8 protein-coding genes are annotated in these 12,304 nt (G+C 42.4%); 5 read left to right on the top strand and 3 right to left on the bottom strand.

The features are described from left to right. Positions 1 to 58: 58 nt before the first annotated feature. Complete coding sequence (locus TZ92_RS02725; protein WP_033629202.1) at positions 59 to 1,330, bottom strand: extracellular solute-binding protein; 1,272 nt, start codon at positions 1,328 to 1,330, stop codon at positions 59 to 61. A gap of 472 nt (positions 1,331 to 1,802) precedes the next feature. Here TZ92_RS02725 and malQ point away from each other — a divergent pair, with 472 nt between their 5' ends. Next, positions 1,803 to 3,320 (top strand): 4-alpha-glucanotransferase, encoded by a 1,518-nt coding sequence (gene malQ, locus TZ92_RS02720; RefSeq protein ID WP_033629203.1) that lies wholly within the window; start codon positions 1,803 to 1,805, stop codon positions 3,318 to 3,320. Between the two features lie 24 nt (positions 3,321 to 3,344). Then, positions 3,345 to 5,603, top strand: coding sequence for a glycogen/starch/alpha-glucan family phosphorylase (gene glgP, locus TZ92_RS02715; RefSeq protein ID WP_033629204.1), 2,259 nt, complete (start codon positions 3,345 to 3,347; stop codon positions 5,601 to 5,603). A 62-nt stretch (positions 5,604 to 5,665) separates the two neighbouring features. On the opposite strand, the gene TZ92_RS02710 is transcribed toward glgP, so the two are convergent. Next, a complete protein-coding gene (locus TZ92_RS02710; protein ID WP_033629205.1) occupies positions 5,666 to 6,514 on the bottom strand; it encodes a putative RNA methyltransferase in 849 nt (282 codons plus the stop codon). 54 nt (positions 6,515 to 6,568) lie between these two features. Next, positions 6,569 to 7,825, bottom strand: coding sequence for a tyrosine--tRNA ligase (gene tyrS, locus TZ92_RS02705; protein ID WP_033629206.1), 1,257 nt, complete (start codon positions 7,823 to 7,825; stop codon positions 6,569 to 6,571). Positions 7,826 to 7,965: 140 nt separating this feature from the next. On the opposite strand from tyrS, the gene pbp1b reads away from it, so the two are divergent. From pbp1b to dapD, 3 genes are all read left to right on the top strand, one after another. Next, the gene (gene pbp1b, locus TZ92_RS02700) at positions 7,966 to 10,473 is read left to right on the top strand and encodes a penicillin-binding protein PBP1B (RefSeq protein WP_033629207.1); all 2,508 of its coding nucleotides are present in this window, start codon (positions 7,966 to 7,968) and stop codon (positions 10,471 to 10,473) included. A gap of 77 nt (positions 10,474 to 10,550) precedes the next feature. Next, positions 10,551 to 11,462 carry a DMT family transporter gene (locus TZ92_RS02695; RefSeq protein ID WP_033629208.1) on the top strand — a complete coding sequence of 304 codons (912 nt, stop codon included), beginning with the start codon at positions 10,551 to 10,553 and terminating at the stop codon, positions 11,460 to 11,462. Positions 11,463 to 11,546: 84 nt separating this feature from the next. Continuing rightward, entirely contained in the window at positions 11,547 to 12,245 is a 699-nt protein-coding gene (gene dapD, locus TZ92_RS02690; protein ID WP_033629209.1) for a 2,3,4,5-tetrahydropyridine-2,6-dicarboxylate N-acetyltransferase, read from the top strand. Positions 12,246 to 12,304: the final 59 nt, after the last annotated feature.

Here is a 12,304-nt window from a genome sequence, read left to right as displayed (position 1 = left end):
GTTTTCTATTGATAAATTCAAAGGGGGATTTGAATTCCACCCCCCTTGAACAAATTTCTTATTCACCAAATTTTTGTTTGATTGTTTCTTTGATCAATGTTACAGCGTCGTTAGCAGATGTTTTCGCATCTTTCTTACCACTTACAGCATCAAAGAGCATATTTTTCGCTGGATCCCAAACTGCAGACATTTGAGAGATGTTTGGCATTGGTTGAGCGTTTTGGAACTGTTTGATAACAGCAGTTGTCAACTCATCGTTTTTACCTTCAGCGTATGAACGGGCCTCAGTGTTAGCTGGGATTTCGTTAGTCTTATCGTATAATACTTTTTGTTGTTCAGTTGAAACAAGGAAGTCTACAAATTTTTGAGAAGCTTCAAGGTTCTTAGTGGCTTGAGGGATGACCCAAGCTTTACCACCACCGAATGCAGCATATTCCTTTCCGTTTGGAAGAGTTGGGATAGTCGCAACACCGTAGTTTACTTTAGCATCTTTAAAGGATTGAGCTTTCCAAGGACCATCGATGATAGCAGCTGTTTTGCCTTCTTGGAATTGAGTTTGGATCAAGTTACCAGCACCTTCAGTATCTTGCATACCTTTAGGCCATTTTTCGTACCAAGATTTAGCGTATTCGATACCTTTGATTGCTCCGTCGTTTGCAAGACCGATATCTTTAGGATCTTTACCATTTTGACCGAATACATAACCACCGTTACCAGCAAGAAGTCCGTATGCATAGTAGAAGTTTGTCCAGTCAGCTAGGAAGGCAGTAGTTTTGCCGTCTTCACCAGCGAAAGCATATTTGCTGTCTTTAGCAAGGTTTTCTAAGTCAGCAAAAGTTTTTGGAGCTTCTTTTATCAATTCTTTGTTGTAGTACATAACGAGTGACTCGATAACGGCAGGAGCACCGTAAACTTTACCGTCAGCAGCTGTTACAAGAGATTTAGTTTTATCGTCTGTTTTAGCGCCGTCGCTCAATTTAACTTCTGAAAGTTGTCCGTCAGTACCAAGGCTACCTACACGGTCGTATGGAGCCATCATAATGTCAGGGGCATCACCAGATTGGTTGTCAAGTGAAAGTTTATCAAGGCCTCCTAGAGCATCACCAGTTTTAATAGTAACTTTTACTCCAGAATCTTTTTCATAAGCTTTAGCAACTTCTTCAATATAGCTCTTGTATCCCTCGTCTACATATACAGTGAGTTCTTTCGCTTCAGATGAACCAGCATCAGCAGCTTTATCAGCAGTTTTGCTTCCGCAAGCTACCAAAAGCAAGCTAGCAAGTGTAGCAGTTCCAAGCACAGCAGCGCTCTTCATGAATTTAGATGACATAGTGTATTCCTCCTAAAGAATAACAGTATAATTTATTTAGAAAACGCAAACGTTTTCTTTTATGAGCCTAGTATAGCACAAATAGAAAACGGTTGCAAGCTTTTTTAAAAAGTTTTTTAAAAAAATTTAAGGTTTCAAACATTTGTTAAAGCCTTTATATAAGAAAAAAACTTAAAATTTTTGTTTTTTTGAATTAAAAATATATTAGGGAAACGATTGCATAAATTCTGCTCGATTTTTCAGAAAATAGAGCAGATATTGGGAATGAATTATCTTAAATCAGAAAATCTTTAAAATTTTTTTCGCTTATTTCATAAAATATCAGTGGGAACAAGTTTTGTTTGATTAAAATAATTCAAAAATTTTTTTAAAAACGCTTGCATTTGTGTTTAAAATACGCTATACTTAATTTAACGCAAACGTTTGCGCCTTGATTGCGCAACGTTTTATAACAAACACATGAGGTGCTATTATGAAAAAACGTCAAAGTGGTGTGTTGATGCACATCTCTTCTCTGCCAGGAGCATACGGGATTGGATCATTTGGCCAAACTGCCTATGATTTCGTCGATTTCTTGGTTCGTACGAAGCAACGTTACTGGCAAATTCTCCCTCTTGGGACAACAAGCTATGGAGATTCTCCATACCAATCATTCTCGGCCTTTGCTGGCAATACGCATTTTATCGACCTTGATATCTTGGTAGAGCAAGGCTTGCTCGAAGCCAGTGATCTTAAAGGTGTTGACTTTGGTAGCGATGCATCTGAAGTTGACTATGCGAAGATTTATTATGCACGTCGTCCGCTTTTAGAAAAAGCAGTTAAACGCTTCTTGGAAGTGGGTGATGTCAAAGATTTTGAGAAGTTTACTCAAGATAACCAATCATGGCTTGAACTCTTCGCTGAGTATATGGCGATCAAAGAGCATTTTGACAATCTTGCTTGGACAGAATGGCCAGATGCAGATGCTCGTGCGCGTAAAGCTTCAGCACTTGAAAGCTACCGTGAGAAATTGGCAGACAAGTTGGTTTACCACCGCGTGACTCAATACTTCTTCTTCCAACAATGGTTGAAATTGAAAGCCTACGCTAACGATAACCACATCGAAATCGTTGGGGACATGCCTATCTACGTAGCGGAAGATTCAAGCGACATGTGGGCAAATCCACATCTCTTCAAGACAGATGCCACTGGTAAAGCAACTTGCATTGCAGGATGCCCACCAGATGAGTTTTCTGCAACTGGTCAACTTTGGGGGAACCCAATCTATGACTGGGAAGCAATGGACAAAGACGGTTACAAATGGTGGGTTGAACGCTTGCGCGAAAGCTTCAAGATTTACGATATCGTTCGTATCGACCACTTCCGCGGTTTCGAATCTTACTGGGAAATTCCTGCTGGTTCCGATACAGCAGCACCTGGTAAATGGGTGAAAGGTCCAGGGTACAAACTCTTCGCAGCCGTTAAGGAAGAGCTTGGTGAGCTAAATATCATCGCAGAAGACCTTGGTTTCATGACAGATGAAGTCATCGAGTTGCGTGAACGCACTGGCTTCCCAGGAATGAAGATTCTTCAATTCGCCTTCAATCCGGAAGACGAAAGTATCGATAGCCCACACTTGGAACCTGCCAACTCTGTTATGTATACAGGAACACACGACAACAATACGGTCCTTGGTTGGTACCGTAATGAGATTGACGATTCAACTCGTGAATACATGGCTCGTTACACGAACCGTAAAGAGTACGAAACAGTGCCACACGCAATGCTTCGCACAGTCTTTTCATCTGTTAGCTTCATGGCTATTGCAACTATGCAAGACTTGCTAGAACTAGATGAGTCAGCTCGTATGAACTTCCCATCTACTCTTGGCGGAAACTGGTCATGGCGTATGACAGCAGACCAACTCACACCAGCTGTTGAAGAAACTTTGCTTGACTTGACTACAATTTATCGCCGAATCAATGAAAATTTGGTAAAATTAAAGAAATAAGACAATATCAGGAGACACATAAACATGTTACCATTAAACGAATTTGTACAAAAACGTTACAATAAAACCATTGCAGAATGTAGCAATGAAGAGCTTTACCTTGCTCTTCTTAACTACAGCAAACTTGCAAGCAGCCAAAAACCAGTCAACACTGGTAAGAAAAAAGTTTACTACATCTCAGCTGAGTTCTTGATCGGTAAACTCTTGTCAAACAACTTGATTAACCTTGGTCTTTACGACGATGTGAAAAAAGAACTTGCAGCTGCAGGTAAAGAGTTGATCGAAATCGAAGAAGTAGAATTGGAACCATCACTTGGTAACGGTGGTTTGGGACGTTTGGCAGCCTGCTTTATCGACTCAATCGCTACACTTGGTTTGAATGGTGACGGTGTTGGTTTGAACTACCACTTCGGTCTTTTCCAACAAGTTCTTAAAAACAACCAACAAGAAACAATTCCTAACGCTTGGTTGACAGAGCAAAACTGGTTGGTACGCTCAAGCCGTAGCTACCAAGTGCCATTTGCACACTTCACATTGACATCTACTCTTTACGATATCGATGTACCTGGTTACAAGACAGCTACTAAAAACCGCTTGCGTTTGTTTGACTTGGATTCAGTTGATTCTTCTATCATCGAAGATGGTATCAACTTTGACAAGACAGATATCGCTCGCAACTTGACTCTCTTCCTTTACCCAGACGATAGCGACAAGCAAGGTGAATTGCTCCGTATCTTCCAACAATACTTCATGGTTTCAAACGGTGCGCAATTGATCATTGACGAAGCGATCGAAAAAGGAAGCAACTTGCATGACCTTGCGGACTACGCAGTTGTACAAATCAATGATACTCACCCATCAATGGTGATTCCTGAATTGATCCGTCTTTTGACTGCGCGTGGTATCGAACTTGATGAAGCAATCTCTATCGTTCGTAGCATGACTGCCTACACTAACCACACAATCCTTGCTGAAGCCCTTGAAAAATGGCCTCTTGAATTCTTGGAAGAAGTGGTTCCTCACTTGGTACCAATCATCGAAGAATTGGACCGTCGTGTGAAGGCAGAATACAAAGACCCAGCTGTTCAAATCATCGATGAGAGCGGACGTGTTCACATGGCTCACATGGATATCCACTACGGATACAGTGTAAACGGGGTTGCAGCTCTTCACACTGAAATCTTGAAGAACTCAGAGTTGAAAGCTTTCTACGACATCTACCCAGAAAAATTCAACAACAAAACAAACGGTATCACATTCCGTCGTTGGCTCATGCATGCTAACCCAAGCTTGTCTCACTACTTGGATGAGATTCTTGGACATGGTTGGCATCATGAAGCAGATGAGCTTGAAAAACTCTTGTCATACGAAGACAAGGCTGCTGTCAAAGAAAAATTGGAAAGCATCAAGGCTCACAACAAACGTAAATTGGCTCGTCACTTGAAAGAGCACCAAGGTGTGGAAATCAATACAAACTCTATCTTTGATATCCAAATCAAACGTCTTCATGAGTACAAACGCCAACAAATGAACGCTTTGTATGTTATCCACAAATACCTTGATATCAAGGCTGGTAACATCCCTGCTCGTCCAATCACAGTCTTCTTTGGTGGTAAAGCAGCACCTGCCTACACAATCGCTCAAGACATCATTCACTTGATCCTCTGCTTGTCAGAAGTGATTGCTAACGATCCAGCTGTAGCTCCACACTTGCAAGTCGTAATGGTTGAAAACTACAACGTTACTGCAGCAAGCTTCTTGATCCCAGCATGTGACATCTCAGAACAAATCTCACTTGCTTCTAAAGAAGCTTCAGGTACTGGTAACATGAAATTCATGTTGAACGGAGCCTTGACTCTTGGTACTATGGACGGAGCTAACGTGGAAATCGCTGAATTGGTTGGCGACGAAAATATCTACATCTTTGGTGAAGATTCAGAAACCGTTATCGACCTTTACGCAAAAGCAGCTTACAAATCAAGCGAATTCTATGCTCGTGAAGCTATCAAACCATTGGTTGACTTCATCGTGAGCGATGCTGTTCTTGCAGTAGGTAAGAAAGAACGCTTGGAACGTCTTTACAACGAATTGATCAACAAAGACTGGTTCATGACTCTCCTTGACTTGGAAGACTACATCAAAGTCAAAGAGCAAATGCTTGCTGACTACGAAAACCGTGATGCATGGTTGGATAAAGTCATCGTTAACATTGCCAAAGCAGGATTCTTCTCATCTGACCGTACAATCGCTCAGTACAACGAAGATATCTGGCACTTGAACTAATAATTACATAATTTAAACCCGTACCTTGAAGGTGCGGGTTTTGTATTATCTGAAAGTTTTATTTACAGTGCTTTCCCAACTAAAATCTCTGCTTCGATGGTAATCTCAGTCAACTGACTCCAGTCAATCTTGGTTTGGTCAACATGAAACAGTAAGGGTGTCATACTGAGCAGGGCTTGGCGTTGCTCTGCTGTGATATGCTTTGTTAGGGAAGCTATTTGGCTAGATTGGATGCTGAAGTGTTCCTGGAAATGTTCTTTGATATCTTGATTAGAATAGTCCTTCTTTGTCAGCTGGTCCTGGACCATTTGACGGATTTCTTTGAGGTGATTTTCAGTTGGGATGACCTTGATTAAAATACCGTCTTTGGATAAAACGCGGCGAAATTCACCATAGTTAGCAGGGGAAAAGATATTAAGCAGAATATCCATGCTGGCGTCTTTTATAGGAAGGCGAGCCAGGTCACTGACAAACCAGTTGACCGCCCAGTTGGGTTCGCTCTTGGCAGCGATTTGAACGGAATCTTTTGAAATATCAAAGGCATAGAAGGTTTTGTCAGAATGACTTTCTTGGAGTTTACGAGAATAAAAACCTTCGCCACAACCGATATCCAAGATAGTTTTGGCAGTTTCTAGTCTTGCAAGCAGGTCTGAGATGGTTTCTAAGATAGCCTGATAAAAGCCAGCTTCTAGGATTTCTTGGCGGTTCTGGAAGTTTTCCTTGTCGTAGTTGGCAGATTGCTTGATTTGAGGAGCTAGATTGACATAGCCGAATTTTGCCAAGTCAAAAGAATGGCGGTTGTTGCACTTGAGACTGGTTTCGATCAAGGTTAGATTTTCTTGACAGATAGGGCAGGCAAAGGCGCTAGCAACAGCAAAGCGCTGGAGTTTGGGTTTAAGGTTTGTATTCATAGTTTTAGTCTAGCAAAAAAAGGACTGGATGGCAAATGCCTCCAGTCTGCTTTTTTAGTATGTAAGAACGAAGTATTTTTTCTTCCCGCGGCGGATAACAGTTAGTTCGTTTTCTAACTTATCTGCATCACTCAAGACATAGTCAAGGTCTTGAATGCGGTCGCCGTTGACGTAGATAGCTCCATTTTGGACGTCTTCACGGGCTTGGCGTTTTGAGTTAACCACGCCAGATGACACAAGGAGTTCTACGATATTGTGGTTTTCGTCTGCTTGTACTTGATAGTTTGGAACTCCACGAAGTCCTTGTTTGAGTTCTTTAACAGAAAGGTTTTTGATGTTTCCTGCAAAGAGTTGCTCGGTGATATTGAGGGCTTCCTTGTAGGCTTCTTCACCGTGAACAAGTGTCACGACTTCACGAGCCAAGACTTTTTGAGCCAAGCGTTCATGTGGCGCCACTTCAAACTGTATACGGATGTCCTCAATCTCGTCCAGTGATAAGAAGGTAAAGATCTTCAAGAAGCGAACGGCGTCAGCATCCATCACGTTCATCCAGAATTGGTACATTTCGTATGGAGAAGTCTTTTCAGGATTGAGCCAGACTGCGTTTCCTTCAGATTTACCAAATTTCTTACCAGTTGCGTCTGTGATGAGTGGAACAGTGATAACGTGACCAGTCTTGTCAGCCTTACGACGAAGCAATTCGGTACCTGCGGTCATATTGCCCCACTGGTCAGAACCACCGATTTGTAGCGTTACGTTGTGCTCTTGGTTAAGGACAAAGAAGTCATAACCTTGCATGATTTGGTAGGCAAACTCAGTGTAAGAAATCCCTGTTTCAATCCGTTTTTTCACAGACTCCTTACTCATCATGTAGTTGACAGTGAAGTATTTTCCGATATCACGGAGGAAGTCAATGAAGCTGATGCTGCCAAACCAGTCGTAGTTGTTGACCATGACAGCTTTATTCTCACCATTTTCAAAGTCAAGAAAACGAGAAAGTTGTCCTTGGATAGACTTGACCCAGCCCTCTACTGTGTCTTTTGTTTGGAGACTACGCTCAGCATCTTTGAAGGACGGATCTCCGATGAGACCTGTAGCACCGCCAACGAGCGCATAAGGTTTGTGACCTGCTAGTTGCAAACGACGACTTGTCAAGATTGCGACAAGGTGACCGAGGTGAAGGCTATCAGCAGTTGGATCGTAGCCAGTATAATAAGAAACTTGACCTTCTTCTAGGGCTTTGCGCAAAGCTTCTTCATCAGTCGTCTGAAAAATCAAACCACGCTCTTTTAGCTCATCAAAAATGTGCATGTGTCTTTTCTCCTTTATAAAATATTGTTTCTACCTATTGTATCACAAACTTGATCAATAACCTAGTGGAATAGGGAAGAAAGTGGCTATTTTATTGAAAGTTTCCCTTTTATGGTATAATAAAGAAAGCGAGGACATTCATGAAAGAAAGAATTAATGAATTAAAAACAAGAATGCTGCATTTTTTCCAGCAGCTAATGCAACGAATTGCAAAATGGAAGAAAAGACTAGCAGAAAAACTAGCTAATAAGAAAACTAGTAAAAAGGGGACCTCTTCTGATAAAGTTAGAAGGGCAGGGTCTATTTTTGCTAAAGTTTTGAGTGGGTTTAAAATAGTTTTTAATACTCTCTTTATCTTAGGTTTTATCGGTGGACTGTTTGGCGCTGGTGTAGCTATGGGTTATGGAGTTGCTCTATTTGACAAGGCTCAGGTGCCTCAAGCAGAAGAGTTGGTCAAGCAAGTGAAGGATATTGCTTCCATCTCAGAAATCACTTATTCTGACGGCAGTACCATTGCCTCGATCGAGGGCGATTTATTGCGCACTTCAGTCGCTTCAGATGCTATCTCAGATAACCTTAAGAAAGCTATTGTTGCGACAGAGGACGAGCATTTCAATGAGCACAAGGGAGTTGTGCCTAAGGCCGTTATTCGTGCGACCTTGGGAACCTTTGTCGGTCTAGGCTCATCTAGTGGTGGTTCGACCTTGACTCAGCAGGTCATCAAGCAGCAAGTGGTGGGGGATGCTCCAACTCTGGCTCGTAAGGCTAAAGAGATTATTGATGCTCTAGCTTTAGAACGGACCATGGGTAAGGATGAGATTTTGACAACCTACCTTAACATTGCTCCTTTTGGTCGCAATCATAAAGGTCAAAATATTGCAGGTGCCCAGCAGGCTGCAGAAGGAATCTTTGGGGTCAATGCTTCGGATTTAACGGTCCCTCAAGCAGCCTTTATCGCAGGATTGCCACAGAGTCCTATTAGTTATTCTCCTTATGAATCTGACGGCAGTATGAAGAGCGATGAGGATATGGCTTTGGGAATTAAGCGTGCCAAGGATGTCCTCTACAATATGTATCGGACAGGAGCTCTGAGTCAGGAAGATTACGACAAGTACAAGGATTATGACTTCAAGCAAGACTTTCTACCATCAGGTAGCGTCAGTGGTACTTCGCGCGACTATCTCTACTATGCAACCTTGGCAGAAGCTACTGACCGCATGTACGACTACCTCGTCCAACGAGATAATGTCTCTGCGCAAGAATTAAAGAATGAGTCCATTCAGAAATCCTATCGTGATTTAGCCACTAAGGAAATTGAAAATGGTGGATATAAGATTACGACAACTATCAATAAAAATGTTCATGCTGCGATGCAAAATGCGGTTGCGACCTACGGCTATTTGCTAGATGATTCGACAGGCCAGCCTGAGGTGGGGAATGTCCTCATGGACAACCAAACGGGAGCTATCCTTGGATTTGTTGGTGGCCGTAATTATCAAGAAAATCAGAACAATCACGCTATCGATACCAAGCGTTCTCCAGCTTCAACTACAAAACCTATATTGGCCTATGGTATCGCTATTGACCAAGGTTTGATGGGAAGTGCAAGTATCTTGTCAAACTATCCTACCAACTTCTCAAATGGGAATCCCATCATGTATGTCAATAGTCCTGGTACGGGCATGATGACATTGGGAGAAGCCCTTAACTACTCATGGAATATCCCAGCCTACTGGACGTATCGTACGCTTCGAGAGAAGGGTGTTGATGTCAAAGGCTATATGGAAAAAATGGGTTACGAAATCCCAGAATATGGTATTGAAAGTTTACCGATGGGTGGGGGGATTGACGTTACAGTTGCCCAGCATACCAACGGGTATCAAACTCTGGCCAACAATGGAGTTTACCATAAGAAACATATGATCGCGAAGATCGAGTCAACGGATGGCCGATTGGTGTACGAGCACAAGGATGAGCCTGTCCAAGTTTATTCAAAAGCGACAGCAACCATTATGCAAAGTCTCCTTCGGGATGTTATCTCGTCTCGGATTACTTCAAGTTTCCAGACGGATTTGACGACTATCAATCCATCCCTAGCTCGTGCTGACTGGATCGGAAAAACTGGTACGACCAATGAAGATGAAAATATGTGGCTCATGCTTTCTACACCTCGCTTGACTTTGGGTGGCTGGTTAGGTCACGATGATAATCGACCACTAGCCAAAGGAGCAGGCCACTACCGCAATGCCAACTATATGGCCCACTTGGTCAATGCTATCCAACAAGCTGAACCTGGAATATGGGGGAATGAGCGCTTTAATCTGGATCCGAGTGTGACCAAGTCACAAGTTCTCCGATCTACAGGACAAAAACCGGGTAAGGTTTCCATCAATGGAAAAGAAATAGAAGTTTCTGGATCAACAGTAACGAGCTACTGGGCGACTAAAGAAGGCGCCCCAGTGACCACCTATCGCTTTGCTATTGGAGGAAGCGATGCAGATTATCTGAACGCATGGAAGAATATTCTAGGAAGCATTCCAGCAGTGACTCCTCCAAGCTCAAGTTCAAGCAGTAGCTCTGGAAGTTCAAGTTCGAGTGGAAATACTCAAAGTGGTTCTTCAGGACGTTCACGTCTATTTAATCGTTAAGAAAGAGTAGTAGCAGGGTTAGTAATTTCTCCTTGTTGCTACTTTTTTCTTTGTTGGTTTCGTGTTACAATAATAATATGAATCATTATCAGAAAAAGATTGTTAAGGGAACAGTATACTCGCTACTCTCAGGCCTAATCTGGGGGATTTGTGGGATTTTAGGAGAGTATTTTTTCACTCATTATCCAGTGTCTTCTGGATGGATTACTTCTATGCGTTTACTAGTGGCGGGGAGTTTGGTTTTAGGTTTATCTGCTTTTCAGTTGCGTAGTCGCTTGTTGGACATCTGGCGTGATAAGAAAAATTATCTACCTTTTTTAGCCTATGCTATTCTAGGTATTTTTTCTGTGCAGTTTTTCTTCTATCTCTGCGTTGAGTATTCCAATGCGACGACGGCGACCATTTTGCAATTTATCAGCCCTGTTTTTATCCTGTTTTACAATCGAATCATTTACCAGAAGAAGGCTTCTATTACAGCTGTTTTCTGTGTTTTGATTGCCATGCTAGGTGTTTTTTTGATGGCTACAAAAGGGGATTTGTCCCAGTTATCCATGACTCCTTTGGCTCTAGTGACAGGTTTGCTCAGTGCAGTAGGGGTCATGTTTAATGTTATCCTTCCCCAACGCTTTGCACGGCGCTACGGTTTCGTTCCGACTGTTGGTTGGGGGATGATTCTGGCAGGGCTCTTTAGTAATTTCCTTTACCCTATTTATGGGATAAGTTTTCAAGTGGATTTGGTAAGTGTGCTGATTTGTCTGACGATTGCCGTGTTTGGAACTGCTTTTGCCTTCTTCTTATCTATGAAGGCTGTGTCACTCGTTTCCCCGCTGGTTGTATCAGTGGTGAGTGCTAGCGAACCGCTTTCTTCAGCTTTATTAAGTGTTCTTTTTCTAGGATTGGTCATGGATGGTTTTTTGACCTTGGCTATGGTGTTGATTATCGTTCCGATGATTTTCTTATCTGTAGAAGAAGCAAAACAAGCCAGGTAAAGATGATTATTTGATAGTTGAGGCTTCAAATTTGAGGCCTTTTTTGGTAGAATAGGTATCATTATAACGAACTAGGAGGCACCTATGACTGCTACAAAAATGAACGCTCAAGAAATTATCCAATTTATCGCCAATGCTGAAAAGAAAACCAGTGTTAAAGTAACCTTTGAAGGACAACTCGCAACTGCTGTGCCTAGCTCTGTTGTCAAACTAGGGAATGTTTTATTCGGAGACTGGAAGGACGTGGCTCCGCTTCTTGAAGGTTTGGTAGAAAATCAAGATTATGTTGTCGAGCAAGATGCTCGTAATTCTGCAGTTCCTTTGCTAGACAAACGTGCTATCAATGCTCGTATCGAGCCAGGTGCTATTATCCGTGACCAGGTGGAAATTGGTGATAATGCTGTTATCATGATGGGAGCTGTTATCAATATCGGTGCTGAAATCGGTTCTGGAACCATGATTGACATGGGTGCCATCCTTGGTGGTCGCGCTATTGTTGGAAAAAACAGCCATGTTGGTGCAGGTGCAGTTTTGGCGGGTGTGATTGAGCCAGCTAGTGCTGAGCCAGTCCGTGTCGGAGACAATGTTCTTATCGGTGCCAATGCAGTGGTTATCGAAGGAGTCCAAATCGGTAGTGGTTCAGTTGTTGCAGCAGGAGCTATTGTTACCCAAGATGTTCCAGAAAACGTGGTAGTGGCAGGTGTTCCAGCTCGTATCATCAAAGAAATTGATGCCCAAACCCAACAAAAAACAGCGCTAGAGGATGCGCTTCGTACCTTGTAATTGTAAAAGTAAAAAAGAGGCGGAACCCTTTTTCCAGCCTCTTTCTGCTATATAGGAGG

The organism is Streptococcus oralis subsp. oralis (genome assembly GCF_000960035.1).
GTDB lineage: Bacteria > Bacillota > Bacilli > Lactobacillales > Streptococcaceae > Streptococcus > Streptococcus oralis_G.
This window is presented reverse-complemented; position numbering and strand designations above follow the sequence as displayed.